Origin of the sequence: Microbacterium oryzae (genome assembly GCF_009735645.1) — a bacterium.
In the GTDB taxonomy this organism is placed as follows: Bacteria; Actinomycetota; Actinomycetes; order Actinomycetales; family Microbacteriaceae; genus Microbacterium; species Microbacterium oryzae.
This window is the reverse complement of sequence record NZ_CP032550.1, coordinates 2,649,227-2,675,052: the sequence shown is the minus strand read 5'-3', so window position 1 is coordinate 2,675,052 and position 25,826 is coordinate 2,649,227. Positions and strand designations below refer to the sequence as shown.

At 70.6% G+C, this 25,826-nt stretch carries 24 protein-coding genes; 12 read left to right on the top strand and 12 right to left on the bottom strand.

Annotated elements, in window-relative coordinates:
- Positions 1-4: 4 nt before the first annotated feature.
- Positions 5-592, bottom strand: a complete 588-nt coding sequence (locus D7D94_RS12405; RefSeq protein WP_156242916.1) for a TetR/AcrR family transcriptional regulator — start codon at positions 590-592, stop codon at positions 5-7.
- An 85-nt stretch (positions 593-677) separates the two neighbouring features.
- On the bottom strand, positions 678-3,041 hold the full coding sequence (locus D7D94_RS12400) for a beta-galactosidase (RefSeq protein WP_173024327.1): 2,364 nt from the start codon (positions 3,039-3,041) through the stop codon (positions 678-680).
- A gap of 84 nt (positions 3,042-3,125) precedes the next feature.
- Here D7D94_RS12400 and D7D94_RS12395 point away from each other — a divergent pair, with 84 nt between their 5' ends.
- Positions 3,126-3,968, top strand: a complete 843-nt coding sequence (locus D7D94_RS12395; RefSeq protein WP_156242914.1) for a PhzF family phenazine biosynthesis protein — start codon at positions 3,126-3,128, stop codon at positions 3,966-3,968.
- A 35-nt stretch (positions 3,969-4,003) separates the two neighbouring features.
- On the opposite strand, the gene D7D94_RS12390 is transcribed toward D7D94_RS12395, so the two are convergent.
- Complete coding sequence (locus tag D7D94_RS12390; protein WP_156242913.1) at positions 4,004-5,020, bottom strand: diacylglycerol/lipid kinase family protein; 1,017 nt, start codon at positions 5,018-5,020, stop codon at positions 4,004-4,006.
- Between the two features lie 99 nt (positions 5,021-5,119).
- Positions 5,120-5,746 (bottom strand): TetR/AcrR family transcriptional regulator, encoded by a 627-nt coding sequence (locus D7D94_RS12385; RefSeq protein ID WP_156242912.1) that lies wholly within the window; start codon positions 5,744-5,746, stop codon positions 5,120-5,122.
- A gap of 141 nt (positions 5,747-5,887) precedes the next feature.
- On the opposite strand from D7D94_RS12385, the gene D7D94_RS12380 reads away from it, so the two are divergent.
- The 4 genes from D7D94_RS12380 to D7D94_RS12365 all read left to right on the top strand — a co-directional run bounded on the left by D7D94_RS12380 (position 5,888) and on the right by D7D94_RS12365 (position 9,599).
- Positions 5,888-6,580, top strand: coding sequence for an SDR family NAD(P)-dependent oxidoreductase (locus D7D94_RS12380; protein ID WP_156242911.1), 693 nt, complete (start codon positions 5,888-5,890; stop codon positions 6,578-6,580).
- Positions 6,581-6,696: 116 nt separating this feature from the next.
- Positions 6,697-7,662, top strand: coding sequence for an alpha/beta hydrolase (locus tag D7D94_RS12375; RefSeq protein WP_156242910.1), 966 nt, complete (start codon positions 6,697-6,699; stop codon positions 7,660-7,662).
- A gap of 75 nt (positions 7,663-7,737) precedes the next feature.
- A complete protein-coding gene (locus D7D94_RS12370) occupies positions 7,738-8,979 on the top strand; it encodes a low temperature requirement protein A (protein WP_156242909.1) in 1,242 nt (413 codons plus the stop codon).
- 179 nt (positions 8,980-9,158) lie between these two features.
- On the top strand, positions 9,159-9,599 hold the full coding sequence (locus tag D7D94_RS12365; RefSeq protein ID WP_156242908.1) for a MarR family winged helix-turn-helix transcriptional regulator: 441 nt from the start codon (positions 9,159-9,161) through the stop codon (positions 9,597-9,599).
- On the opposite strand, the gene D7D94_RS12360 is transcribed toward D7D94_RS12365, so the two are convergent.
- Positions 9,581-11,035 carry an MFS transporter gene (locus D7D94_RS12360; RefSeq protein ID WP_246171800.1) on the bottom strand — a complete coding sequence of 485 codons (1,455 nt, stop codon included), beginning with the start codon at positions 11,033-11,035 and terminating at the stop codon, positions 9,581-9,583. The two genes, D7D94_RS12365 and D7D94_RS12360, sit on opposite strands and share 19 nt — an antisense overlap.
- Before the next feature lie 145 nt (positions 11,036-11,180).
- Here D7D94_RS12360 and poxB point away from each other — a divergent pair, with 145 nt between their 5' ends.
- Positions 11,181-12,905 (top strand): ubiquinone-dependent pyruvate dehydrogenase, encoded by a 1,725-nt coding sequence (gene poxB / locus D7D94_RS12355; RefSeq protein ID WP_156242907.1) that lies wholly within the window; start codon positions 11,181-11,183, stop codon positions 12,903-12,905.
- Between the two features lie 20 nt (positions 12,906-12,925).
- Complete coding sequence (locus D7D94_RS12350; protein WP_156242906.1) at positions 12,926-14,410, top strand: carboxylesterase/lipase family protein; 1,485 nt, start codon at positions 12,926-12,928, stop codon at positions 14,408-14,410.
- 32 nt (positions 14,411-14,442) lie between these two features.
- Here the strand turns inward: D7D94_RS12350 and D7D94_RS12345 are convergent, their stop codons facing one another.
- The 3 genes from D7D94_RS12345 to D7D94_RS12335 all read right to left on the bottom strand — a co-directional run bounded on the left by D7D94_RS12345 (position 14,443) and on the right by D7D94_RS12335 (position 17,442).
- Positions 14,443-15,474 carry a DNA-methyltransferase gene (locus D7D94_RS12345; RefSeq protein ID WP_246171799.1) on the bottom strand — a complete coding sequence of 344 codons (1,032 nt, stop codon included), beginning with the start codon at positions 15,472-15,474 and terminating at the stop codon, positions 14,443-14,445.
- Positions 15,471-16,520 carry a lipoate-protein ligase LplAB gene (gene lplAB / locus D7D94_RS12340; protein ID WP_156242905.1) on the bottom strand — a complete coding sequence of 350 codons (1,050 nt, stop codon included), beginning with the start codon at positions 16,518-16,520 and terminating at the stop codon, positions 15,471-15,473. Before lplAB ends, D7D94_RS12345 begins: the two co-directional genes overlap by 4 nt.
- Positions 16,521-16,584: 64 nt before the next feature.
- Entirely contained in the window at positions 16,585-17,442 is an 858-nt protein-coding gene (locus tag D7D94_RS12335) for an alpha/beta hydrolase (RefSeq protein ID WP_156242904.1), read from the bottom strand.
- A 59-nt stretch (positions 17,443-17,501) separates the two neighbouring features.
- Between D7D94_RS12335 and D7D94_RS12330 the strand changes: the two genes are divergently transcribed.
- From D7D94_RS12330 to D7D94_RS12320, 3 genes are read left to right on the top strand one after another with little or no spacing between them, the layout of a single operon-like run.
- Positions 17,502-17,942 (top strand): MarR family winged helix-turn-helix transcriptional regulator, encoded by a 441-nt coding sequence (locus tag D7D94_RS12330; RefSeq protein ID WP_246171798.1) that lies wholly within the window; start codon positions 17,502-17,504, stop codon positions 17,940-17,942.
- A gap of 5 nt (positions 17,943-17,947) precedes the next feature.
- Entirely contained in the window at positions 17,948-19,309 is a 1,362-nt protein-coding gene (locus tag D7D94_RS12325) for an MFS transporter (protein ID WP_156243451.1), read from the top strand.
- Between the two features lie 42 nt (positions 19,310-19,351).
- On the top strand, positions 19,352-19,711 hold the full coding sequence (locus tag D7D94_RS12320) for an L-rhamnose mutarotase (RefSeq protein ID WP_156242902.1): 360 nt from the start codon (positions 19,352-19,354) through the stop codon (positions 19,709-19,711).
- A 218-nt stretch (positions 19,712-19,929) separates the two neighbouring features.
- Here the strand turns inward: D7D94_RS12320 and D7D94_RS12315 are convergent, their stop codons facing one another.
- The 4 genes from D7D94_RS12315 to D7D94_RS12300 form a co-directional block, all read right to left on the bottom strand.
- Entirely contained in the window at positions 19,930-21,222 is a 1,293-nt protein-coding gene (locus D7D94_RS12315) for an MFS transporter (protein WP_156242901.1), read from the bottom strand.
- A gap of 322 nt (positions 21,223-21,544) precedes the next feature.
- Positions 21,545-22,738 carry an ornithine--oxo-acid transaminase gene (gene rocD / locus D7D94_RS12310; protein ID WP_156242900.1) on the bottom strand — a complete coding sequence of 398 codons (1,194 nt, stop codon included), beginning with the start codon at positions 22,736-22,738 and terminating at the stop codon, positions 21,545-21,547.
- Positions 22,735-23,604 carry a dimethylargininase gene (gene ddaH, locus D7D94_RS12305; protein WP_156242899.1) on the bottom strand — a complete coding sequence of 290 codons (870 nt, stop codon included), beginning with the start codon at positions 23,602-23,604 and terminating at the stop codon, positions 22,735-22,737. Before ddaH ends, rocD begins: the two co-directional genes overlap by 4 nt.
- A 264-nt stretch (positions 23,605-23,868) precedes the next feature.
- Positions 23,869-24,423, bottom strand: a complete 555-nt coding sequence (locus D7D94_RS12300) for a thioesterase family protein (protein WP_156242898.1) — start codon at positions 24,421-24,423, stop codon at positions 23,869-23,871.
- Between the two features lie 122 nt (positions 24,424-24,545).
- Between D7D94_RS12300 and D7D94_RS12295 the strand changes: the two genes are divergently transcribed.
- On the top strand, positions 24,546-25,052 hold the full coding sequence (locus D7D94_RS12295; RefSeq protein WP_156242897.1) for a GNAT family N-acetyltransferase: 507 nt from the start codon (positions 24,546-24,548) through the stop codon (positions 25,050-25,052).
- Positions 25,053-25,058: 6 nt separating this feature from the next.
- Positions 25,059-25,823, top strand: coding sequence for a coenzyme F420-0:L-glutamate ligase (gene cofE / locus D7D94_RS12290; RefSeq protein ID WP_156242896.1), 765 nt, complete (start codon positions 25,059-25,061; stop codon positions 25,821-25,823).
- The last annotated feature ends 3 nt before the right edge of the window (positions 25,824-25,826 follow it).

Genomic DNA, 25,826 nt, shown 5'->3' with positions numbered 1-25,826 from the left:
GTCCTCACTTCGTGGATGCGGCGCCCGTGGGGCGCTGCGCGGTGATGCTGGTGACGAGGAGGTCCGCGATCTCCTCCGCCCCCTCGGGTACGGATGGCCGCCGATCGGCTTCCAGAAGCCATCCGACGACCAGCCAGGTCGCACCGGCGGCGAGGAAGGTGGCCGACCGCTGGAGGCGGCGCGCGTCGGCGCCCGCGCGGACGGCGTCGCCGAGGGGCGAGAAAGCCAGCAGGCGCGCGGCGAGGAACTCCACCACGCGCTCCTGGAACGCGTGGGCGTTGGAGCTGCGGAGCACCCGGCCGTAGAAGTCGGCATCGGCGAAGAGGCTGTCGAGGAGCTCGCTGACGACGCGGGGCATCGCCGCCTCCCACTGCTCGCCCGCGGGATCGGGCACGACGCGGTCGAACAGCACCCGCAGCCGCTCCACGGCCGCCGCCTGCACCAGCGACGAGACGTCGGCGAAGTGCTGGTAGAACGTCGGGCGGCTCACGCCCGCGGCCGAGCAGACATCGGTGATCGACGGCAGACGGTCCTCGCTGTCGACGAGCAGGTCGCCGATGGCGGCCGTGAGCGCGTCTCGTGTGCGCACCATGCGAGCATCCATGACGCCCCCTTCCTTTACGAACGTAAGACAGCTTACATCCGTAAAAGAATCGCGGCAACTCGCTCCGGCGGCCTCAGGGGACGCGCTGCGAGCGCACCGCTCGGACCGACGCCTCGTGCACCTCGAGCAGCGGCTCCGTCGCGCTGGGGCGCACGCGCGGATCGACGTGGACGCCGGAGTCGGGAGCCCAGGCGAAGGCGCGGAGGCTCAGGCCGTGCCGGCGGATCAGGTCGCGATACGGCAGCAGGTCGACCTCGAGCGCGCGCCCCGACCAGAACTGGTCCATGATCAGCAGATCGCCCGCCGAGATGCGGAGGACGTCGCCCGTCCACCGCAGTGAGAGGACGAGCCGCTCCACATCCTCGAAGCACTCGTCGGGGATGTCCACCGGCACCGACTCCAGGGACGCGAAGTCCTCCTCGGTCGGCGCCGACAGCCGTCGCGCCGGGCCGCCGACACGGACCGGCGCCACCTGCTTCTCCGCGAAGGACGGCGTCGGCAGCGCGCGCCGGCCATCCGCCCCGCCCACCGGCACCCGCGTGAAGAGGCCGTCGTCACCGGCGAGAGCGGGATGGATCAGCACGCGGTCGCCCTCCGAACCGGGAACGACGCGGAAGCGGTCGCCGTCGAACCAGCCGTCGCCCCGCCAGAGGACGACGCGCTCCTCGCCCGCGACCGGGCCCTTCCAGACCGCGTCCGCCGTCTCCGGGTCGAGGATCACGAAGGTGGTGCCCCGCGCGGTGACCCGGCAGTCGAGACCCGGGCGGGCGTCCGGCGTCACGACGACGCCGCCCCGCTCCGGCTCCTGCGCCGTTACGACGCGCGCGCCGCTCACCTCGCTCGCGCTCACGCCCGCGAGCTGCAGCTCGACGGGCACACCGGGCGTCGCCGCGAGGAAGACCGTGACGCCCTCGCCCGTCGCCACCTGCGTGATGGGCTGCGCGGTGGCGGTCACCGCCGGAAGGTCGCCGAAGCGCTGCCGCAGCGGCCAGACCGCGAAGACGCCGCGCCGCAGGGTGAAGGGCTCCGTCGGCACGGTGACAGGGGCGGCGGCGAGCTCGACGTGGAACTGCACGTCGGGCACCTCGTCGAGCGGCGCGGCGGCGGGCTGGTGGTTGTTGACGAAGAGCCACCCGCTCTCCTCGCCCGCGCGCACCGACCAGCGCAGTCCGTTCTCCCCGTTCTCTCCGTTCTCCGCGCTCTGGTCGGGGATGGCCGCGGGCCACGGCGCGAGGCGCTCGCCGAAGGCCTCGAGGAGCAGGTGCTGGCGCCGCAGCGCGTGGAAGTGCGGCCGCTGCTGCCCCGCGCCGCCGATCGGCGCGAAGAAGTCGTAGTCGCGCACCGGGACGTCGTTCGGGTACCCGGTGGCCTGCGACTCCTGCGTCGTGGAGCGCTCGCCGAGCACCTGCGTGCCGCCGTGATAGAGGTAGTACCCCGGCCAGGCCGAGCCGCTGCCGAGCTTCACGAGCGCGAGCGCCGCGACGTCCGCCGGGTCCACGTGCGGTCGCCGATGGTACGCCACCTGCATCCCGCCGCCGAGCTCGCACGTGGCGAACGGCCACGGGTCCTCGGCGGCATCCGCGGCGACGCCGGTCGCCGGCGCATCGCGGAGGTCGGCGCCGACGGTGAGGTCGTCGCGCACCGTCGAGAAGGTGAAGTGCATCCTCCCGAACTCCGGCCATCCGGTGGTCGACTCCTCCCAGAAGCCGTCGGAGTAGCCCGCGTACACGGGCAGCACCCGCCGTGCGGGGAGCTGCGCCCCGCCCCATCCGGTCGCCGTCCAGAGCGAGGCGCGCATGCCCGCCGCCTCGGCCAGGTCGCGAAGCGTGGCGAGGTGATCCGGCTGATCGTAGAGCTCGTTCTCGACCTGCACGCCGATGATCGGCGCCGCGGGATCACGATCGTCGTGAAACAGCCCGGCCACCTGCCGGCCGATCGCATCGAACCAGTCCCGCACCAGGGCGAGGTACTCGGGGGCGTCGGTGCGGTGCGCGATGGGCAGCTCCTGCAGCCAGTCGGGGAAGCCGCCGTTGCGCGTCTCGCCGTGCGCCCACGGTCCGATGCGCAGCACGACCTTCAGGCCCACGCGGTCCGCCGTCTCGACGAAGCGGCGCAGATCGTTCGCCCCGTCCCACCGCACGTCGCCGCGGGTCTCCTCGTGCAGGATCCAGAGCACGTACGTGGCGACGACGTTCACCCCGCCCGCGCGCATCTTCCGCAGCTCGGTCTCCCAGTGCTCGGGCAGGTCCCGGCTGAAGTGGTACTCCCCCATGATCGGGAACCACGGCCGGCCGGCGCGCTCGACGAACCGGGTGGTCAGGCGGATGGCATCGGCCGCGTCGGCGGGGTCGCCCATGTCGAGAGGCGCCGGCTCCGGCGAGCGCGGAGCGGGAACGCGGATGTGAAGCGGACGGCGGGCGGCGGGGCTGGCGGTCACCCCTGCGACTGTAGCCATCCCGCGGCGGGCGCGCGCGAGCTACCGTGGAGGCGACCATCCGTCTCGACCCGGAAGGGGCCATCCATGTCACGCTCGCGGCGCTTCGCGCAGGTCGACGTCTTCTCCGCCACGCCCTATCTCGGCAATCCCGTGGCAGTCGTGCTCGATGCCGAGGGGCTCGATGCCGACGACATGCTGCGCGTCGCGCGCTGGACCAATCTGTCGGAGACGACGTTCGTGCTGCCGGCGACGGTGCCGGGCGCGGATTACCGGCTGCGCATCTTCACGCCGGGCGGCGAGCTGCCGTTCGCCGGCCACCCCACGCTCGGCTCGGCGCACGCGTGGCTGGAGAGCGGCGGCACTCCCGCGGACGGCGCCTACGTCGTGCAGGAGTGCGGGGCCGGGCTCGTGCAGATCCGGCGCGGGCCCGGCGAGCTCGCGTTCGCCGCTCCCCCGACCCGCCGCGAGGGCGCGCTGGACGACGACCACCTCGAACTGCTCATCCGCGCGTTCGGCGTGACCCGCGACGACGTCGTCGGCCACCAGTGGGTCGACAACGGACCGGGCTGGGCGGTGCTGCGTCTGCGCTCGGCGGACGCGGTGCTCGCGCTCGACCCCGACCTCTCGCTCATCCCCGATGCCATGGTCGGCGCGGTCGGCGCCTACCCGCCCGGCTCTCCCCACGCGTTCGAGCTGCGCTCCTTCGCCCCTGCGATCGGAATCGCGGAGGATCCCGTGTGCGGGTCGATGAACGCCTCCGTCGCCCAGTGGCTCATCCGCAGCGGGGAGGCCTCCGACGCCTACCGGGTCTCGCAGGGCAAGCGCCTCGGGCGGGCCGGCGACATCGCGATCACGGCCGACGAAGACGGCGCGGTGTGGGTGGGCGGCGCGACGCAGACGCTCTTCCAGGGCACCGCGCTCATCTGATCGGCCGGATCGCGGGGGCTCAGGCGGCGCTCTGTCTAGTCCGTCGACTCCGCGGGCACGCGCACGGTGAGCTTGCCGGGTTCCACCCACGTGCGGATGGCGGTGGCGCGGCCGAACTCGTCGCCGTCGAGCTCGATCAGCTCGGGCCGGCTCACGGTCATCGTGAAGCGCTCGCCTCGGATGTAGTTGAGCGCTTCCACCTCCTTCGTCCGGAACCTCCGCCCCAGCCGGGTGCGGCTGAGAACCCCGTTCTCCCAGATGATCTTGCTGATGATCTGCGCCCAGCTGACGAGCCCCTCCGGGCGGAGCAGCACGATGTCGAGCTGCCCGTCGTCGACGGCGGCGTCGGGCAGCAGCAGCACGTTGGCCTGCAGCGACCCGCAGTTGCCGATGATGACGGTGTGCGCGCGCATCGAGCGGGTGCGCTCGGCATCCAGCTTGTATCGGATGCGCAGCTGGTTCTTGTCGCGGAGCGCGAGCACGATCGCCTTCACATACGCGAGCCAGCCGATCTTCGCCTTCAGCTCGTCGTCGGTGTTGGCCAGCATCTTCGCGTCGAGCCCGAACCCGGCCATGACGAGGTAGGCATGCCGGTCGACGCGGGAGTCCTCACGTCGGATCTCGACCATCGCGAGATCGATCTGCCGGTCATCGCCCGTGAACGCCGAGTGGATCGAGTGCTCGAGGTCGTCGAGAGTCAGCTTGAGGTTGCGGGCGAGCAGGTTCCCGGTGCCGGAAGGCAGCAGCGCCAGTGACACGTCGTGCTCGCTCACCGCTTCGGCGACCGCGCGCACGGTGCCGTCTCCTCCGGCGACGATGATCATGTCGACGTCCTCGGCGATGGCGGCCTCGGTCGCGCCCTTGCCGGGGTCCTCCGCGGTGGTCTCGAACCAGAGCGTCTCGCCCCATCCCGCCGCGGCCTGCTCCGCGGCGACGACCTCCTTGATGGCGGGCAGGTCCACCTTGATCGGGTTGTAGACGACGGCGGCGACGCGCCGCCGCCCCTCCGCCCCCGTTTGGGCCGGCAGGCCGGCATGAGTGTCATCGGTCATTCGGGTACCTCGCTCCGCGTGTATCGCCCTCATGCCATGATGGCCCCTCGGACGCGACGATTTCAGCGAGTCCGGGACGATGCTCACGCGACACGATGCTCATCCGCCGGCGATGACGGGCCACAAGGTGGCGACGACTCGTTCGGCGAAGTCGGCCGGCACGTCGCGACCGTACCGGTTGAAGTCGGCGAAGTAGCTGCCGAAGGCCAAGCTGACCACCATGTCGACGTCCACGTCCTCCCGGACGGCGCCCCTCCGCTGAAGCGCCACGAGCACGTCGGTCAGCTCCTGGCATCTCGGCTGATTGCCCTGCTCCCTCATCTGCGCGATCAGTCCCGGCTCGCGTTCCGCTTCCGCCATGAAGTTGCCGTGCAGGGTCATCGCGCGGGGATTGTGGAAGCGCGGGTCGAGCCGACGCACCGCCTCGACCACGGCCTCTCGCGGTGTGAGGTCATCCAGCTCCAGGGCCGGATAGGCCTCGCGTTGCTTTCGCAGGCCGTACCGCAGCGCTTCCACGACCAGCTCGTACTTGTTCGGCCAGCGCCGATACAGCGTCGGGCGCGTCACCCCGGCATCGGCGACGATGTCGCCGATCGTCATCGACGAGTAGCCCTTCGTCGCGAGCAGCTTGCGCGTCGACTGGATGATCGCCTCTTCGATGATCGGGTCGCGGGGACGCCCGCCGGCGCTCGTCGGCGTCTCCGCCGGACGGCTCTTCTCTGACATCCGGATTCCTCCTTCGTGTTCCGTTACACAACTTGACTGTAACGCGGCAGCGGCGCTAGTGTTCCGAGTGCCGGGTTCCGTTACAAGGTTTGGTTGTAACTTAATCCGCCGCATCGACGCATCTACAGGGCAGGAACACCGATGACAACAACTCTCATCACCGGCGGAAACCGCGGACTCGGCTATGAGGTCGCCCGCCGCCTGATCGACGCAGGCCAGACCGTCTGGATCGGCGGCCGCGACGCGACCGGGGGGCAGGAGGCAGCCGATCGCCTCGGCGCGCAGTTCGTGCAGCTGGACGTGACGGACGACGCGTCAGTCGAGTCGGCCGCTGCCCGCATCGAGGGGCGCGTCGGCCACCTGGATGTCCTCATCAACAACGCGGGCATCCTCGGCGAGGTGGCAGCACCCGAAGACATGACCGCCGACCAGCTGCGCGATGTGTACGAGACGAACGTCTTCGGTCTCGTCAGGGTCACACGCGCCTTCCTGCCGCTGCTGCGGAAGGGAACCGACCCCTCGGTGATCAACGTCACCAGCGGCATGGGATCGTTCACGCTGACTCACGATCCGGCACGCGTGGAATCGCAGTACACGCTCGCGGCATACGGCTCTTCGAAGAGCGCCGTCACCATGCTCACCACGCAGTATGCGAAGACGATTCCGGACATCCGATTCAACGCCGTCGATCCCGGGCAGACGGCGACGGCTTTCACCGGCAACGTCGGCCAGACCGTCGCGGAAGGCGCGGAGGCCGCGGTGCGCGTCGCCACCCTCGGCGCCGCGGCCCCCACCGGAACCGTGACGGACCGGGCGGGTGTTCTGCCGTGGTGAACGATCACACCGGGCGCCCGGGCGAGACCCGGACCCGGCGCGCCGACATCTCGAGTACGGCAGACGCCGCACCCTCCGCCACCCCATCACCCGATACCCACTCAGAAGGAAAGCTCATGACGACCGGCAACCCGAAGAACATCGCCCTGGAACCTGCGGCCCAGGCTTTCGTCGATGCGACCGCGAACCCTCCGTTCCTCTACCAGCTCGCCCCCGAGGAAGGTCGCAAGGCCGTCGACGGCGTGCAGGACGAGCCGATCTGGAAGCCCGAGGTCGACGAGGAATGGATCACCGTCGAAGGCGGTCCCACCGGCTCCGTCCGGGCGCGCATCGTCAAGCCGAAGGGAGCGACGGGCGTGCTGCCCGTCGTGCTCTACACGCACGGCGCCGGCTGGGTCTTCGGCGACGCCCACACCCATGACCGTCTCGTGCGAGACCTCGCTGTCGGAGCCGGCGCAGCCGTCGTGTTCCCGGAGTACGACCGTGCTCCCGAGTTCCAGTACCCGGCGCAGAACGAGCAGTCCTACGCCGTCGGACAGTGGGTCGTGCAGCACGGCGCGGAGAAGGATCTCGACGGATCCAACATCGCGATCGCCGGCGACTCCGTCGGCGGCAACATGGCCATCGCCCTGAACCTCATGGGACGAGAGCGCGGAGATCTGACGTTCAAGGGCGCAGTGCTGTTCTACCCGGTCACGGACGCGCGGTTCGACACCGACTCGTACCAGGAGTTCGCAGAGGGGTACTTCCTCGCCCTGGACGGCATGAAGTGGTTCTGGGACCAGTACACGACCAGTGAGGAGGAGCGTGCGCAGATCACCGCCTCGCCGCTCCGAGCCACGCAGGAGCAGCTGGCGTTCTTCCCGCCGACGCTCGTCATCACCGGCGAGGCCGATGTGCTCCGCGATGAGGGCGAGGCGTTCGCCGCGAAGCTCCGCCGCGCCGGTGTCGACGTCACGCAGGTCCGCTACGCCGGCATCATCCACGACTTCGTGATGGTCAACAGCATGCACGACACCCGCGCGGCGAAGGCCGCGGTCGCGCAGGCCGTCGCTCACCTGAAGGACGTCCTCTCCGCGTAACCGACATCGTGCGGGTGGGGCGCGATCCGATCGCGCCCCACCCGCGCCTTCAGCACTTCATCGATTGGAGACCCGGTGACCGATCAGACCCGGCAGGAGCCAGCGTCCGCACCTCCCGTCGCCCACGGACGTCTGCGACGGGGAGATGACGCCGACGCCCAGCGCGCCGCGACGCTGGAGCTGTTCTACGACCTGGTGTTCGTCTTCACGATCACCCAGGTCTCGCACCTGCTCCTGAGCGACCTCACCTGGGCGGGAGCCGGCGAGGCGGCGATCGTCCTGCTCGCCGTCTGGTGGTCGTGGAACTACACGACATGGGCTACGAACGAGCTCGATCCGGAGAGGAATCCCGTCAGACTCGTGCTCATCGCGCTCATGCTCGGCAGCCTTCTCCTGGCCATCGCGGTCCCCCACGCCTTCGACGAGCGCGGCCTCCTCTTCGCCGGCGCCTACCTGGCGATACAGGTGGGCCGCCACTTTTTTCTCACGTTCGCAGCCGCCGCCCGCGGCAGCGCAGAACGAGAACAGGCGGGCCGGATTCTCGTCTGGTTCCTGATCGCCGGCGTGTTCTGGATCACCGGCGGGCTCGTCGAAGGCGGGTCGAGAGCATGGCTGTGGTCGATCGCTCTCGCCCTCGACTACATCGCTCCCCGCATCTACTTTCCGCTCCCCGGCCGCCCCCGGCTCGCAGCGGGATCCTGGCGCCTCGCTACCGGCCACTTCACCGAGCGGTTCGGGCTGATCGTGATCGCCGCCATCGGCGAGACGATCATCCAGACCGGGGCGACGACCGCCGCACGCGAGCTGGATGCCGCGACAGCGGCGGCCTTCATCAGCGCGTTCGCCGGCTCGGCAGCGCTCTGGTGGCTGTACTTCGTGTCCACGCGGGGACTCGGCGAGCGCTCCCTCGACGACCAGGCGAACCGCACCGGCCGCGCGCGGGACATCTACACCTACGGGCACGTCCTGATCGTCGGTGGAATCATCCTGACGGCGGTGGGCGACGAGATCGTCATCGCCCACCCGTGGACTCCCCTGGCGAGCGCAAAGCTCATCGCCGTCGTCGCCGGGCCCGCGCTCTTCCTCCTCGCACAATTCGCTCTCCGGCTGCGGGCGACTCGTCGAATCGAGTATGCGCGGCTGGTCGCGGTCGCGGCATGCGCGGGGACGGGTGCATTCGGCGGTTCCCTCCCTGCGCTGCTCGTCGGCGCGACGCTGGTCGCGGTGCTCATCGTCGTGGCGCTGGTCGACCTGCTCCCGCGTCGGAGTCACAGAAAGGTAACGCCACCCCTTGCCCTCGTTACCTCGCCGTTATAGAGTCATCGCACGGTAGCTGTTTTGCTGTGGCAGCTGCCGACATGTGATTGCAGGACACTCTTGGTGCAAGGGACAAGGGCCGGGCGGCTTCCTCTCCGCCCGGCCCTTACTTGCGTTCGGGCTCGCTCGCCGTTCGCGCGCACGACCTATGAGCGCGCATAGACCGCTACCCTGAACGCATGGGGGATCGAAGACTCGCGATCGAAGCGTGGGAGAGCCTCTTCCGAGCGCAGCACGAGGTGTTCGGCAAGCTCTCCGGCGATTTCGTCGGCAGCGACCTCTCGCAGGCGGAGTACGACGTGCTCCTCACCGTGACCCGCGCGCCCGACATGACGGCGCGACTGCGCGACGTGACGGCCAACATGCTCATCAGCCAGCCCAGCGTCTCGCGGCTGGTCGATCGGATGGTCGGCCGCGGCCTGGTGACGAAGTGCAGCGATCCCGACGACGGTCGCGGCGCGCTGGTCACCGCCACCGAGGAGGGCGCGCACGCCTTCCGCGTCATCGGCGCCGCGCACGGACGCAGCATCGCCGAGCACATGGCGTGCTTCGACGACGAGGAGCTGCGAACGCTCCTCACGCTCACCGAGAAGCTGCGCGGCTACCGCTCGGGCGAGTGATCGGGCGTCGCCGGTTCGTCGAACCCCGCCCGCGCCTCGACCGGTGAGATCAGACCCTCGCTCGACGCAGGCTCATTCGTGGCCGCACCCTGGCCATCCGTCGTGAACTGCTTCGACAGCGTGCGGTAGGCGGGCAGCAGGAATCCGGAGAGTGCGAGGGCGACCGCCACGACACCCGCCACGAGGAACACCAGACCGATGCCGCGGGCGTCTCCCTCGCCCAGCAGCCACGACCAGCGTCGCTGCCCGTCTTCCAACCGCATGTACGGAATGACCCACAGTTGCGCGATCGGCGCGATGAGGAACGACGTGATCGGCGCGGAGGCCGCCTCGAACGTCATCGCGAATCCGAACACGCGGCCCTGCTTCTCGTACGGCGTCACCTTCTGGATGACCGTCTGCTCGGCCGCCTCGACCGCCGGCACGAAGCACATGTAGACCCACATCCCCGCGACGTACAGCCACGCCCACTCGCGGAGGGCGAAGACCGCGCCGACGAGGCCGATGAACGCCGCGATGAGGAGCATCGTCCGGATCGGGTTGCGCCCGAGGCCGACCTTCGCGATCACCATGCCGCCGACGATGAAGCCGGTGGAGGTGACGGCGAGCCAGATGCCCCACATCTCGACGGAGAACATCTCGAGCCCGTACGGATCCATCAGCGCCATGTAGACGCCGCCGACGAGGTTGTTCAGCGTCGTGAAGAGGATGAGCGTCAGCAGCCCCGGGACGAGGCGCACCGCCCGCACGCCGCCGGCGACGTCCACCCAGCGCGGCTGCCCCTCCGCGTGCACGATCTCGCGCTCGGGGATGCGGATGGCGAGGAGGTGCACGAGCGAGAGGGCGATCGCGACGAGGGCGATGAGGATGGTCCCTCCCATGCCGAGGAAGCCGATCGACAGGCCGCTGAAGACGCTCGTCACGAGGAAGGCCAGCCCCTGCACCGTGCCGACGAGCCCGTTCGCGTTCGCGTGCTTCTCGACGGGGACGAGCAGGGTGACGGTCGTCGACAGCGCGATGTTGCGCAGCTGCTCGACGACCGCTCCCGCCAGCATCACGACCGCGAAGATCCAGAACCAGGGCTCGGTGAGATCGACCATCCGCTCCTCGCCGAGGAGGAAGTAGAACACGGCGTCGAGGCAGAAGACGACAAAGGCGGCGAGCGTCGCCCACGCCATGACCGCCTTCTTGCGGAACCGGTCGACGAGCGTGCCGAAGAACATGCTGAACAGCGCGATGAAGAGCATGTACGCGCCGCCGATGACGCCCGTCGCGATCACGTTCTCGGTCTCGAGGTAGATCCAGAACGTCAGCCCGAACCACAGGTAGCTCGTGGTGATGTTCGCGAACGCGGTGTTCACGAGCACGTGCACGAAGCTGCGCATGCCGTTCTCGGGTGGCGCGGGCGCGCCCGGATGAGTCTGCGGATCGGCCATGATCGTCCCGTCGTCGCACGCCGTCGTGTGGATGATCGTCCTCGCCGCGTGCCGCGTCAAGAGGATCAGTGCGCGTCGGCCCCGACGTCCGGGATCGGGCGTAACGTCGATGGCGACGGAGCAGACGCGAGCGGAGGCAGGGCCCATGACCAACGTGGCAGAGAACATCGTCGAGGTGCTGAAGGCGAACGGCGTCGAGCGGGTGTACGGCATCCCGGGCGACTCCCTCAACGGCTTCACCGACGCTCTGCGCAAGGACGGGTCCGTCGAGTGGGTGCACGTGCGCCACGAGGAGTCCGCCGCCTTCGCCGCCGCGGCCGACGCCGCCCTCACCGGCGAGCTCGCCGTCGCCGCCGGATCGTGCGGCCCCGGCAACCTCCACCTCATCAACGGGCTCTACGACGCGCAGCGCTCGCGTGTGCCGGTGCTCGCGATCGCCGCCCACATCCCCACCTCCGAGATCGGCACGAACTACTTCCAGGAGACGCACCCGCAGGAGCTGTTCCGCGAGTGCAGTGTGTACGTGGAGTACGTCGCCGACCCGAGCCAGATGCCGCGCATCCTCGAGATCGCCATGCGCGCCGCCATCGAGCAGCGCGGCGTGGCGGTCATCGTCATCCCGGGCGACGTGGCGCTCGCCGACGCGGCCTCCGAGCGCGTGACCGTCATCGAGCGCACGCATCCGGTCGTGGTGCCGAGCGAGGAGGAGCTCGCGCGCGCCGTGCGCATCCTCGACGGAGCGAAGAAGGTCACCATCCTCGCCGGAGCGGGAACGCAGGGCGCGCACGACGAGGTGGTCGCTCTCGCCGACCGGCTCGCAGCTCCCATCGTCCACGCACTGCGCGGCAAGGAGTTCCTCGAGTACGACAACCCGTACGACGTGGGTCTGACGGGCCTGCTCGGCTTCGCGTCCGGCTACCGCGCCATGGACGCGGCCGACGCGGTCCTCATGCTCGGCACCGACTTCCCGTACCCGCAGTTCTACCCCGATCACGCGAAGACCATTCAGGTCGACATCCGCGGCTCCCAGCTCGGGCGGCGCCATCCGCTCGACCTCGGCCTCGTCGGCGACGTGAAGGCGACCGCCGCGGCGCTCCTGCCGAGGCTGGCGGATGGCCGCTCCCGCAGCCACCTGGAGGACGCGCGCGATCACTACGTCAAGACGCGGCGCAAGCTCGACGAGCTCGCCGTTCCGCGGCGCGGCTCGCACCCGATCCATCCGCAATACCTCGCCCGTCTCATCGACGAGGCGGCGGGCGACGACACCGTCTTCACCGCCGATGTCGGCTCCCCCGTCGTGTGGGCGAGCCGCTACCTCACGATGAACGGTCGACGCCGACTCGTCGGCTCGTTCAGCCACGGCTCCATGGCGAACGCGCTCATGCACGGCATCGGCGCGCAGGCTGCCGACCGCGATCGGCAGGTCGTCGCCCTCGCCGGAGACGGCGGACTCGCCATGATGCTCGGCGAGCTCATCACGCTCACGCAGAACAAGCTGCCGGTGAAGACGGTGGTCTTCAACAACTCCTCGCTGAACTTCGTCGAGCTGGAGATGAAGGCCGCGGGGTTCGTCACGTACGGCACCGACCTCGCCAACCCCGACTTCGCCGCGGTGGCGAATGCGCTCGGCATCAAGGGCATCCGCGTCGAGCGGTCGGATCAGCTGCCCGACGCCGTGGCCGAGCTGCTCGCGCATGATGGGCCGGCTCTCCTCGACGTCGTGACCGAGCGGCAGGAGCTCTCGCTGCCGCCATCCATCTCGGCCGACCAGGTCGGCGGATTCGCGCTCTACGCCATCCGCACGGTGCTGTCGGGGCGGGGCGACGAGCTGCTCGACCTGGCGCGCGCGAACTGGCGGCAGCTGTTCTGAGCGCCCGGCATACTGGTCTCGTGGGAGCGCAGAACGATCACGTCGAGCAGCCGCTGGTGCTCACCGACGCCGGCCGGGTGCGCGGCTTCTGGCGCGGCGAGTGCGCGACGTTCCTCGGCATCCCGTACGCGCGGCCGCCGCGCGGAGCCCTCCGCTTTCAGGCGCCGATGCGGCCGGAGTACCGGGAGGACATTTACGACGCGACTCGGCAGGGCGCGACCCCGCAGCGCGGCGCCACCGGCATCACGCTGATCCCCGAGCCGTCGGTGCCGGGGCCGTCGACCCTCAACGTCAACATCTTCACCCCGACGACCGACCCGCATGCGGCGCTGCCCGTGATCGTCTATTTCCACGGCGGCGCGTACGTGTCGGGTTCCCCCGCGAGCCCCTGGTACGACGGGCGGTCGTTCGCCCGCGACGGGGTCGTCGTCGTCACCGCGTCGTACCGACTCGGCTTCGACGGCTTCGGCTGGATCGCGGATGCGCCGAGCAACCGCGGCGTGCGGGACTGGCTGGCGGCGCTCGAGTGGGTGCAGCGGAACATCCGCGGCTTCGGCGGCGATCCCGCGCAGGTCACGATCGCCGGGCAGTCGGCCGGCGCGGGCGCGGTGGTCACCCTCCTCGGCATGCCCGCAGCGCAGCACCTCTTCGCCGGCGCCTGGGCGATGTCGGCCACGATCGGCGCGATCATGCCCGATGAGGCCGAGCGCTTCGGGCGGATGGTCGCGCAGGAGGGCGGCGTCGAGCCCACGGTGGCGGGATGGCGCAGCCTCACCGAGAAGCAGGTGCGCCTCGCGGCGCAGGACCTCATCGGCATGCACGACCTGCACGGCGCGCAGGCCGTGCTGTCGGGCGGGCTCCGCCTCGGCCCCGTGGTCGATGGCGACCTCATCCCCGAGCCGACCGTCCGCGCGCTCGCGAACGGCGTGGGCTCCGACAAGCCTCTCGTGCTCGGCACGACCGACGACGAGTTCTCGATGATCGTCGACGACTACCGGAAGTGGCTGCGGTGGCTGCCTGCCGGACTCGTGCTCGCCGTCCTCGGTCTGCCGTGGAAGCGCCGTCGCGCGTACCTGCGGGCGAATGCGGAGCTGCGCCGGGAGCGCGGCGTTCCCGCCGCGATCGGCCGCTTCGTCACCGACGCGCTCTTCCGCCGGCACGTCGTGCGGATCGGCCGCGTCCGCTCGGCGACGGCCGGTGCGCGGACGTGGGCGTATCGGTTCGAGTGGGTCTCTCCCGTGCGCGGATGGTCGCTGCACTGCCTCGACGTGCCGTTCTTCTTCGACGTGCTCGACGCCGAGGGCGTCGAGATGATCGCCGGCGAGGATCCGCCGCAGGACCTCGCCGACGACGTGCACGGCGCGGCGGTGCGGTTCGCGCACGAGCACGCGGCGGACTGGAGCCCGTGGACCGCGGGCTCTGCGCCGTCGCGCGTGTTCACCCATCCCCGCCCGGCGTCGCGAGAGGACCTGCACGCCTACGACGGGGCCATCCCACTCGCCTGAACACGCGACGGGCCGCGCCTCCGGGGCGCGGGTCAGGGCGCGCGGCGCGTGTAGCGGCGCAGCACGACACGGGCGTCGGGGATGCGGTCGCCCATAATGCGGATGGCGTCGGGGTTGTCGTCGATGAGCACGGCGTCGCGGCCGAGCGCGGCGGCGACCGCGCCCGTCGTCCCGCTGCCGGCGAACATGTCGAGCACGCGGTCGCCGGGGCGCGACGACGCCTGCACGATGCGCCGCAGGATGCCCTCGGGCTTCTGCGTGGCGTAGCCGGTGCGCTCGCCGCCGCTCGTCGGCACGATGGTGTGCCACCACACGTCGGTGGGCAGCTTCCCGCGCCGTGCCTTCTCACGCGTGACGAGCCCGGGTGCCATGTAGGGCTCGCGGTCGACGGCCTCGGAGTCGAACCAGTACCGGTCGGGATCCTTGACGTAGACGAGGATCGTGTCGTGCTTGGTGGGCCAGCGCCGCCGCGACTTCGCCCCGTAGTCGTAGGCCCAGATCAGCTCGTTGAGGAACGAGTCCCGCCCGAACACGGCGTCGAGCATGACCTTCGCATAGTGCGCCTCGCGGTAGTCCAGGTGCAGGTACAGGGTGCCGTCGTCGGCGAGGAGGCGCCAGGCCTCCTCGATGCGCGGCATGAGGAAGCCCCAGTAGTCGTCGAACCGATCGTCGAACGACCGCAGGGCCCCGCGCACGCGCTCGTAGCTGCGCCCATGGAAGCCGGTGTGCGACGCCGCGCGGATCTCCGCCTCGCGGGTGTCGACCGCCGCGATGTCGGCGCCGTCGGGGCTGCCGAACAGCGCGCCGTCCTCGAGCTCGATCGCCATCGGCTCCTCCGGCTCCAGCGCCGGCGCGTCGGGGACGTGCACGGAGAAGCCGCGACGGCTCTCGTCGGTCTCGCGCCCCCGCCCGGTGTTGAACGGCGGGTCGAGGTAGGCGATCGTGAAGGCGCCGTCGGGCAGGGTGGCGGCGACGTCGAGGTTGTCGCCGTAGTGGATGGCCACGGCGCCGCGTCCCGGCGTGAGCGCCGCGAGCGGCTCGCCGTCGAGGATGTCGGAGGTCACGGGACGCGGTGCAGCCAGGCGTCGGTGGAGAACTTCGTGCGCACGAGCTCCTCCGCCTCGGCGAGCTCGTCCGGCGCCACATGGCCGCGCTCGGCGCCCGTGAACCTCTGGAACGACGCGATGAACCGGTCGAGGATCTCACGCCGCGCCATCCCCGTCTGGCTGCGGATGGGGTCGACCCGCTTCGCGGCGGACGTCGTGCCCTTGTCGCTGAGCTTCTCGCGCCCGATGCGGAGCACCTCGGTCATGACCTGGCCGTCGATGTCGTAGGAGAGCGTGGCGTGATGCAGCACGCCGCCGTTCGCGAGGCGCTTCTGCGCGGCGCCGCCGATCTTGCCCGACGGGCTCGCGATGTCGTTGAGGGGCTGGTAGGTCGCGTCGATGCCGACCTCGCGCAGTGCCTGCAGCACCCAGTCGTCGAGGAACGCGTAGGAGTCGGCGAACGTGAGGCCCGCGACGAGAGACGCCGGCACGTACAGCGAGTACGTGATGATCTGCTCGGCGCCCATGAGCATGGCGCCGCCGCCGGAGATGCGGCGCACGACCTGGAAGCCGTGCCGCTTCGCCCCCTCCGGGTCGACCTCGTTGCGGTACGACTGGAACGAGCCGATGACGACGGCGGACTGATCCCACTCCCAGATGCGCAGCGTCGGCTTGCGGCGCCCGTCGCCGACGCGGCCGGTGAGCACCTCGTCGAGGGCGAGGTTCGTCATGGGCGACACGGCGGGGTCGTCGATGACCTCCCACTCGAAGTCGCTCCACGTCGACGCGGTGACGAGGGCGCGGCGGACGGCTGTGCCCACCGCCTCCGGCGTGAAGCCGAGCATCTGCACCCCATCGGGGAGCTGCGCGCGGATCGCGGCGGCGATCGTCGACACCTCGGCGGTGTCGGGCAGGCCGGTCACGGCGCGGTTGATGTCGTCGAGCGCGGTGTCGGGCTCGAGGAAGAAGTCGCCCGCGAGGTGGAACGACGAGATCCTCCCGGCCTCGACCTCGAGGTCGACGACCACGAGCTTTCCACCGGGGACCTTGTACTCGCCATGCACCCGACCAGCCTACGTCGTCCCTCCCGCGCGCCGGCCGACAGCGGGGGGCGAAGAGACGGCAGCGCTAGGACGGCGCGGGGATGCGCGCGTCGAGCCAGGCGCGGATGTCCGCGCGCACCTGCCCCTGCACGGGCTCGTTGAGGATCTCGTGACGTCCGTCGTAGACGAGCGTGGTGACATCCGTCAGCCCCCCGCGCTCGCGATAGGCGCGGGCGAGGCGGTGGACGCCGCGCGGCCCGCCGACCGAGTCGTCGCGCCCGACGAGCAGGAGGACCGGCACGTCCCGCCCCGCCCGCTGCCGGAGGTCGCGCCGTGGGCGTCCGTAGATCCGGGCGGCCTCGGCCGGGCCGAAGAGCTTGAGCAGCGGCGTGTTCACGGCGAGCGGGTCGTCGAGGAACGCCTTCTGCACGGCCGGGTCGACCGAGAGCCATTCGACGCCGGTGGCGCCGACGGCCTTCCACCGCGCGTTGAGATCGCCCGCGTTGAGCGACCCGGGCCAGCGCAGCGAGGAGCCGACGAGGATGACGCCGTCGTACGCCTCAGGGTGGGCGTCGAAGAGGATCTGCGCGAGGAAGGACCCCCACGAGTGACCGAGCAGCACGAGCGGCAGCCCCGGCCGCTCCGCCCGGATCCGCTGACTCAGCTGCCAGACGGCGTCGACGGCCGCGCGGTGGCCGCCCACGCCGAGCCGGCCGAGCTTCGCCGCGTCGCCGTGCTGGCGCATGCCGGTGCGGCCGTGCCCGCGGTGGTCGTCGGCATAGACGACGTAGCCGGCGGCGGTGAGCGCCGCGGCGAGCGCGGCGTACCGCCCGGCGTGCTCGCCGACGCCGTGCAGCACCTGCACCACGCCCCGCGGCTGGCCCTCGGGCTCGTGCACGTCGTAGACGATGACGACCCCGTGCGCGTCGGCGAACTCCGGCATGCGGCGATCCTACACACCCCTTCCCTTAGCTTTACTAATGAGCTAGGCTAATGATTCACATGGCTAAGCAATCCGCATCCTCGAAGCTCTCCGCCGACGCCTCCGAGTTGCGCGCCGCCGTCTTCCGCCTGTCCCGCCGCCTCAAGCAGCAGCGCGCGGTGTCGGACATGACCGACGGGCAGTTCGCGGTGCTGGTGGCGCTCAAGCTGCACGGGCCGCACACCCTCTCGGCGCTGGCCGAGCGCGAGGGCGTCACCGCGCCATCCATGAACCGCACCGTCAACTGCCTCGAGGAGCTCGGCCACCTCAGCCGCACCGAGAACGGCGTCGACCGCCGCAAGGTCGACATCGTCATCACCGACAGCGGCCGTCGCGTCGTCGAGGAGACCGTCCGCCGACGCGACGAGTGGCTGTCGAAGGTCCTGTCGGGGCTCGACGGCGACGACCGGGAGACCCTGCGGCGAGCCGCCGCGATCATCATGAGGGAGGTGGAGCGATGAACGCGATGTTCCGATCCTTCGCGTCGTACAACTACCGCATCTGGTTCCTCGGCGCGCTCATCTCCAACGTGGGCGGATGGATGCAGTCCACCGCACAGGACTGGGTCGTGCTCACCGAGCTGACGAACAACGACGCGACCGCCATGGGCGCAACGATGGCGCTGCAGTTCGGCCCGCCGCTCGTGCTCGTGAGCGTCACGGGCTGGGTCGCCGACCGCTTCGACCGGCGACGCCTGCTGGTCGTCACGCAGTCCGCGCTGCTCCTCCTCGCCCTCGCGGTGGGCGCGCTGCTGCTCGCCGGGGTCATGACGCTCCCCCTCATGTTGCTGTTCGCGCTCGGCTTCGGCATCGCCAACGCCTTCGACAGCCCCGCGCGTCAGGCGTTCGTCTCCGACGTCGTCGAGCGCCGGTACGCGGCGAACGCGGTCGCCCTGAACTCCGCGTCGTTCAACATGGCGCGTCTCATCGGCCCCGCCGTCGGCGGCGTGCTCATCGTCGCGGTCGGCAGCGGCTGGGTGTTCTTCCTCAACGCCGCGACCTTCCTCGCGATGATCGTCGCGCTTCTCGCCATGCGCACGCGCGAGCTCGTGCCGCGGGTGCGGCGGCAGGGGGCCGCGCGCCTCGCCGACGGCTTCCGCTACGTCTCGCGCCGGCCCGACTTGATGGTGGCATTCGCGATGGTGTTCCTCGTGGGCGCGTTCGGCATGAACTTCCCGATCTTCGCCTCGACGATGGCGCTGGAGTTCGGGCGGCAGGCCGACGGCTACGGCGTGCTGAGCTCGGTGCTCGCGATCGGCTCGCTCGCCGGCGCGCTGCTCGCCGCGCGTCGGGAGCGCGCGCGGCTGCGCATCGTGATGTTCGCGGCCGGCGGCTTCGGCGTCGCCTCGATCGTCTCCGCGATGATGCCGAGCTACTGGACGTACGCCGCCGTGCTCGTCTTCGTCGGGTTCGGCACCGTCACCATGCTCACCACCGCGAACGGGTACGTGCAGACGAACTCGGATCCGGCGCTCCGCGGCCGCGTGCTCGCGCTCTACATGGCCGTCATCATGGGCTCGACGCCGATCGGCGCGCCGATCGCGGGCTGGGTCGCCGATACCTTCGGTCCGCGGGCGGCGATCACGCTCGGCGGCATCGCCGGCCTCGTCGCGTGCCTCATCGGGCTGGCGTGGGTCCTCCGATCCGGGCGCCTGCACCGTGAGAGCGGCAACCGCTTCGGCGTCGCGCTCGAGGAGACCCGCCCCCTCGAGATCATCACGCAGGCGACGCCCACCGTCGCGCCCGAGGAGTTCAGCGATCAGGTCGCCCAGACCACGGCCATCCGGATGGACGAGGACGACGAGCGGATGGCCGACGGCCGCCCCTGACGCCGTGCGTACGATGGACCTTTCGTTGTGAGAGAGGCCCGCATGAGCACCGACACCACCCCGCAGCGCGTCTGCTTCCGTCTTCGCGTGAAGCCGGAGATGCTCGACGAGTACATCGAGCGGCACAGTCCGGTGTGGCCGGAGATGCTCGAGGAGATCGCGGCGTCCGGGCGCCGGCACTACTCGATCTTCCACGTCGGCGGCGGCGAGCTCGTCGGCTTCTACGAGACGGACGACGACGCCGCTTCGCAGGCGTACCTCGCGACCTCCGAGGTCGCCGCGCGGTGGGAGGAGTCGATGGCTCCGTTCTTCGTCGCGCTCGACGGCCGCGCGGATCAGAACTCCGAGCACTTCCCCGAGGTGTTCCACCTCGAGTCGCAGCTCGCCGCGGCCCGGGGCTGACACCCGCGGCGGGCGGGAGCCGGGTCGCGGGGGCGGCCGGTGCGGGCGGGTGAGGCCGGCCCCCTTCGACCGCCAGACGATGTCGTCTCACCGAGGCGACACCATCCGCGCGTGAATACCGTGTCCCCGCGACGAGACGACATCGTTTGAACGCAAGAAGAAGGCCCCCGCGCCGATCTCGATGGATCGACGCGGGGGCCTTCTCGCGTGCGGACGGCTCAGACGGTGAGCTTCTCGCGCGAGGACGAGCGGTAGCGCTCCTCCTCGATCTGCTCGAGCGTCTTCCCCTGGGTGTCGGGCGCCCAGATCGTCCCGACGAGAAGCGCGACGGACAGGATGCCGATGAGCAGCGCGCCGAGGCCGTGGAGGCCCATGCTGTTCAGCCAGACCGGGAAGCCGTAGCTCAGCACGCCGACCATGACGCGCGCGGCGAAGAACAGCACGCCCTGCGCGGACGCGCGGTAGCGCGTCGAGAAGAGCTCGGCGGTCCACAGGCCGTAGAAGGCCTGCGCGCCGATGCCCGAGGCGAAGCCCCACAGCACCGCGAACGCGAGCATCGTGAAGGTCGATGCGGGGACGTAGACGAGCACGACCCAGCCGGCGATGCCCATGACCGCGCCGATGAAGTACAGCACGCGACGGGACATCCGGTCGGCGAAGCGCATGAAGCCGAAGTACGTGCCGAGCACGGTGAAGCCCCAGAGCAGCGCCTGCAGGAAGAACTGCTGCTGCGAGTCGGTGAGCCCGGCGGCCGTGTAGACGCGGGGCATGAAGATGCCCGCCTGGCCGGCGACGGTGTTCCAGAAGCCGTAGACGCCGACGAGGAACAGCAGCGCGGTGAGGTTCTGCTTGCGCGAGAACAGCGCCTTCAGGCCCTTGCCGCCGAGCGAGACCTTGGTCGTGTCGTCCTGCGACGCCTTCCAGCGCTTCGACTCGGCGAGCCCCTGCCGCATCCACCACGTGACGAACGCCACGACGAAGAGGTGCAGGAAGATGATGCGCGACCCGAGCAGGCCGAGCGGCACGAGGAGCGCCGCGAGAAGGAAGCCGATCATGGGCCCGATCGACCAGGCGAGCTGCGCGGTGCCGACGTGGGCTGCGCGCTTGTCGTCGGGCGCCTCCTCGGCGATGTAGGTCCAGGAGGCGGGGACGCCGGCGCCCACGGCGATGCCGGTGACGATGAACGCCGCGAGGAGCATCCACTGGTTCACGGCGAAGGCCGCCACGAGCACGCCCGCCATGTAGATCATGAGGTCGTACGTGTAGATGAACTTGCGCCCGAGACGGTCGCACAGCGGACCGCCGATGATGGCGCCGATCGCGGCGCCGAACGCGTTCGCGCTCAGCGCGGCGAGCACGCCCGTGAAGGAGTCGGAGAACCCGAACTCCTGCTGCCAGAACGCCAGGCTGGTCGCGATCGCGATGATCGATCCGGCCTCGATGTAATTGGACATGGCGACGGAGATGGTGGCTTTCCACCCCGTCGTCGACTTCGCACCGATGCGTGCCATGTGTCGTCTCTTCCTCGAACTCACTGCAGCGGGGTTCGCCGCGCTGCCCCCGTACGCCCGGTTGTGACCGTTCTCATAAAACGATTCAAAAGGGCCGAGGAGAAACCTTACGCTTCCCCGCGCGCGAGGCAAAACCGGCGCGAGCGGTGCCATCCGCGCGCGCCAGAGGATGTCGTCTCACCGAGCGCACACGGAATCCCGCGGAATACCGTGTCGCGCCGGTGAGACGACATCGTCTGGTGGCTCAGTCGACCGCCGCCTTTCCGCGCGACGGCCGGCCGCGCGCGGCGCCCTGCCCCGCGCGCGCCGACCCCCGCTCGCGTCAGCGGCCGAGCACGACGTGCAGCTGCTCGAGCGCCCAGTCCAGCTCGGTGGCGCGCACGACGAGGGGCGGGGCCATCCGGATCGTCTGACCGTGGGTGTCCTTCACGAGCACGCCGCGCGCCATGAGCGCCTCGGCGACCTCGCGCCCGGTGCCGACGGCGGGGTCGATGTCGATCCCCGCCCACAGACCGGCGACGCGGATGGCGGTGACGCCGTTCCCGAGGAAGCCCTCGAGCTTCTCGCGGAGGTGATCGCCGAGCAGCTGCGCGCGCTTCTGGAACTCGCCGGTCGCCAGCAGCTCCACCACGCGGTGCGCGACGGCGGCGGACAGCGGGTTGCCGCCGAACGTCGAGCCGTGCTCGCCGGGGCGGATGACGCCCAGCACATCGGCGTCGGCCACGACGGCCGAGACCGGCAGGATGCCGCCGCCGAGCGCCTTGCCGAGCAGGTAGACGTCGGGAACGACGCCCTCGCGGTCGCACGCGAAGGTCTCCCCCACGCGCCCGAGACCCGACTGGATCTCGTCGGCGATGAAGAGCACGTTCCGCTCGCGGGTGATTTCGCGCACGCGGCGCAGGTAGCCGTCCTCGGGGATCACCACGCCGGCCTCGCCCTGGATCGGCTCGATGAGCACGGCGGCGGTGTCGTCGTCGATGGCCGCGGCGAGCGCGTCGGCGTCGCCGAACGGCACCGCCACGAACCCCGGCGCGTACGGGCCGAAGCCGTCATGCGCCTCGGGGTCGTCGCTGAAGCCGACGATGGTGGTGGTGCGCCCGTGGAAGTTTCCGTGCGCGACGACGATCTTCGCGCGACCCTCGGCGATGCCCTTCACGCGGTAGCCCCACGCGCGGGCGACCTTGATGCCGGTCTCGACGGCCTCCGCGCCCGTGTTCATGGGCAGCACGAGGTCCTTGCCGCAGAGATCCGCCAGCGCCGTGGCGAACGCCTCGAGGCGTTCGTTCTCGAACGCGCGGCTCGTGAGGGTGATCCGCTCGAGCTGCTCCTGCGCGGCGGCGACGAGCTTCGGATGCCGGTGCCCGAAGTTCAGCGCCGAGTACCCGGCGAGCATGTCGAGGTAGCGCTTGCCCTCGACATCGGTCACCCACGCGCCCTCGCCGGTCGCGAGGACGACGGGCAGCGGATGGTAGTTGTGCGCGACGTGCGAAGCGGTCGCGGTATCGACGCCGGTCACTTCGCGCCTCGCAGCTCGAGCGTGCAGCACTTGATGCCGCCGCCGCCGAGGAGCAGCTCGGACAGGTCGATGAGCACGGGGTTGTACCCGCGCTCACGCAGCTGCGCCTCGAACCCCTTCGCGCGCGGAGAGATGAAGACGTTGTATCCGTCACTGGCGGAGTTCAGGCCGAACACCGCGCCGTCCTCATCCGAGACGAGGATGGCGTCGGGGAAGCGCTCCTCGAGGATGGCCCGGCTGCGGTCATCGAAGGCGCCCGGCAGGTAGGCGATGTTCGCCGGCCCGGTCGTCTCGTCCTGAACGGGGTCCAGCACGCTGAGAGCGGTGTCGAGGTGATAGAAGCGCGGGTCGACGAGGTTGAGGCTCACGACCTCGCGGCCGAAGACGCGGCCGACCTCGGCGTGGCTGTCGCCGGTGGAGCGGAATCCGGTGCCGGCGAGGATGACGTCGCCGGCGAGGAGGAAGTCACCCTCGCCCTCGTTGACCTCCTCGGGCACGACGGTCTCGTAGCCGTTCGCCCGGAACCAGTCGATGAACGCGGGCGCCTCGCCCTGGCGCTCGACGAAGCGGAAGCTCGGCGCGTAGGCGACGCCGTCGATCACGAAGCCGCCGTTGGCGGTGTAGACCATGTCGGGGTAGCCCGGCAGGGCGTCGATGAGCTCGACCTCGTGGCCCAGCTCGCGGTAGGTGTCGTAGAGCGTCTGCCACTGCTGCACCGCGCGTGCGGTGTCGGTCGGGCGGGTCGGCTCCATCCACGGATTGATGGAGTACGACACCGTGAAGTGCTCGGGACGGCACATGAGGTAGCGGCGCTTGTGCTGGGTGCGCGCGCGGGACTCGGTGGGTGCGGTGATCGTGTCGGACATTTCGCTCCTCGTTGCGATAACGGGCGGCGGACGCTGTCCAGAGGCCCGGCGGAGCTGTGGGAGGCCACGACCCGGGCACGCCTGCTTCATTCTTCCACGCGCACCCCGCGCGGCCGATGAGAACGCGGCGTCGCGCCATCCATGCCGGTGTCGGGCGCGGCATTCGGGAGGAGATGCGCACGGGGGAGGATGCTTCCGCAGCAGCATCTCCTCCCGACGGCACATCTCCTCCCGAAGTGCCTCAGCCCCGGACCCCGAAGCGCCTCACTCCCAGACGCTCGGCGCCGAGCGCCGCGCCGACGGCAGGGCGGACGCCTCGGCCCATGCGTGCAGCCAGTCGTCCACCTCGGGAAGGCCCTCCGGCACATCCACCGCCTGGAACAGGTCGTCGTGAGAGACCGGGCCTTCGGGCCCGAGAATGCGCGCGCGGACGATCGCGCGCGCATGGATCTCGCCGTCGACGACGGCGCGGTGCTCCATGTACAGCGCGCGGTCGTCGTGTCCGATCCAGCGCGTCTCCAGGTCGAAGCGCTGCCAGAGCTTCAGCGAGCGGCGGAAGGTGATGGTCTCGTTCGAGACGACCGCGTACCAGCGGCGGCCGCGGAAGATGCGGGTGAGGCCCGTGCGCTCGAGCATGTCCCAGCGACCGAGGTCGAACAGCGACAGGTACCGGCCGTTGTTCAGGTGCCGGAGCACGTCGATGTCGGTCGGCAGCACCCGCACGCGGATGCGGTGCACATCCGTGAGGGGGCGCAGTCCGGTGCGAGCGCGCAGTCGGGCGCGGAGCATCACGAGGAGGGTTCGCCAGAAGACGTTCACGAGGGCAGACGCTACCCCTCGCGAGCCGCAGCCTCGGGACGCTTGTCGACGTCGCACAACGCCCCGGGCCATCCGAGACGGCTCGATTTCGCCCCGTCTCGGGGCGCGCGTACTCTGACGGCATGTCCCCCCACACGCACACCGAAGTGCTCATCCGGCCCGTTCGCGACGTCGACGTCGAGGCGCTCGGACGGGTGCACGCCAAGGTCTGGCACGAGACCTACGACCAGCTCATCAGCACGGCGACGCTCGAGAACGTCTCGCCGCGCCGCCTCGCGGAGCTGTGGACCCACTACACCGCGCTCGGCCCCGAGTACCGGATGGCCGCCGCCCTCGTCGACGGCGAGATCATCGGCTTCGCCGGCTCGGGTCCCGCCCGCGACGCGGACGCCCCCGCTCCCCGCGAGCTCTACTTCGTCTACCTGCTGGACTCCTGGCACCGGAAGGGCATCGGCCGCGCCCTCTTCGACGCCGTCGTCGAGCCCGACGAGCCCCTCTACCTGTGGCTCGCCGAGCGCTACCCCGGCGCGCGGGACTTCTACGAGAAGCGCAACCTCCGCCTGGACGGCGCACGCCGCGAAGAGCCGTTCCTCGGTGAGACCCTCACCGAGGTGCGCTACTCGCGCTGATCCGGCGTGCTCCAGGTCTGGGCCCTCGAGGGCATCGGCGAGGTGCGCTCGGGGGACGACCTGCGCGCGATCGTGGGCGATGCTCTCGCGTCGTCGCACGAGGCGGTGGCGGATGGCGACATCCTCGTCGTGACGAGCAAGATCGTCTCGAAGGCCGAGGGTCGCTTCGTGATCGCCGACGACCGCGAGGAGGCCATCACCCGGGAGACGGTCCGCGTCGTCGCCTCGCGGACATCCCCCTCGGGGCATACGACGCGGATCGTGGAGAACCGACTCGGCATCGTCTCCGCGGCGGCGGGCGTGGATGCCTCGAACACTCCCGAGGGCACGGTCCTGCTGCTGCCTGACGACCCCGACGCCTCGGCGCGGGCCCTGGCGGCCGCGCTGCGCGAGCGCTTCGGCGTGCGGGTCGGCGTGCTGATCTCCGACACCCTCGGGCGCGCGTGGCGCGACGGACAGACCGATCACGCCATCGGCGCGGGCGGCGTGCACGTCTTCGAGGATCTGCGCGGCCAGGTCGACGCCCAGGGCCGTCCGCTCGTGGTGACCCTCCCGTGCGTCGCCGATGAGCTGTGCGCGGCGGCGGATCTCGTCAAGGGCAAGGCGACCGGGCTCCCCGTCGCCGTCGTGCGCGGCCGGGCGGATCTCGTGGGCGAGCTCGATCTGCCCGGCGCCCGCTCGATCGTCCGCACCGTCGAGCGCGACATGTTCCGCCTCGGTGCCGACGAGGCGTACGCCGAGGGCTATGCCGCCGGCCTCGCCGCCCGCTGACCG

What these genes read in the sequence shown, in the direction of transcription:
- D7D94_RS12405 (WP_156242916.1), bottom strand. Translation starts at nt 592, where the DNA reads ATGGTGCGCACACGAGACGCGCTCACGGCCGCCATCGGCGACCTGCTC.
- D7D94_RS12395 (WP_156242914.1), top strand. Translation starts at nt 3,126, where the DNA reads ATGTCACGCTCGCGGCGCTTCGCGCAGGTCGACGTCTTCTCCGCCACG.
- D7D94_RS12390 (WP_156242913.1), bottom strand. Translation starts at nt 5,020, where the DNA reads ATGACCGATGACACTCATGCCGGCCTGCCGGCCCAAACGGGGGCGGAG.
- D7D94_RS12385 (WP_156242912.1), bottom strand. Translation starts at nt 5,746, where the DNA reads ATGTCAGAGAAGAGCCGTCCGGCGGAGACGCCGACGAGCGCCGGCGGG.
- D7D94_RS12380 (WP_156242911.1), top strand. Translation starts at nt 5,888, where the DNA reads ATGACAACAACTCTCATCACCGGCGGAAACCGCGGACTCGGCTATGAG.
- D7D94_RS12375 (WP_156242910.1), top strand. Translation starts at nt 6,697, where the DNA reads ATGACGACCGGCAACCCGAAGAACATCGCCCTGGAACCTGCGGCCCAG.
- D7D94_RS12365 (WP_156242908.1), top strand. Translation starts at nt 9,159, where the DNA reads ATGGGGGATCGAAGACTCGCGATCGAAGCGTGGGAGAGCCTCTTCCGA.
- D7D94_RS12360 (WP_246171800.1), bottom strand. Translation starts at nt 11,035, where the DNA reads ATGGCCGATCCGCAGACTCATCCGGGCGCGCCCGCGCCACCCGAGAAC.
- poxB (WP_156242907.1), top strand. Translation starts at nt 11,181, where the DNA reads ATGACCAACGTGGCAGAGAACATCGTCGAGGTGCTGAAGGCGAACGGC.
- D7D94_RS12335 (WP_156242904.1), bottom strand. Translation starts at nt 17,442, where the DNA reads ATGCCGGAGTTCGCCGACGCGCACGGGGTCGTCATCGTCTACGACGTG.
- D7D94_RS12330 (WP_246171798.1), top strand. Translation starts at nt 17,502, where the DNA reads ATGGCTAAGCAATCCGCATCCTCGAAGCTCTCCGCCGACGCCTCCGAG.
- D7D94_RS12325 (WP_156243451.1), top strand. Translation starts at nt 17,948, where the DNA reads ATGTTCCGATCCTTCGCGTCGTACAACTACCGCATCTGGTTCCTCGGC.
- D7D94_RS12320 (WP_156242902.1), top strand. Translation starts at nt 19,352, where the DNA reads ATGAGCACCGACACCACCCCGCAGCGCGTCTGCTTCCGTCTTCGCGTG.
- D7D94_RS12315 (WP_156242901.1), bottom strand. Translation starts at nt 21,222, where the DNA reads ATGGCACGCATCGGTGCGAAGTCGACGACGGGGTGGAAAGCCACCATC.
- ddaH (WP_156242899.1), bottom strand. Translation starts at nt 23,604, where the DNA reads ATGTCCGACACGATCACCGCACCCACCGAGTCCCGCGCGCGCACCCAG.
- D7D94_RS12295 (WP_156242897.1), top strand. Translation starts at nt 24,546, where the DNA reads ATGTCCCCCCACACGCACACCGAAGTGCTCATCCGGCCCGTTCGCGAC.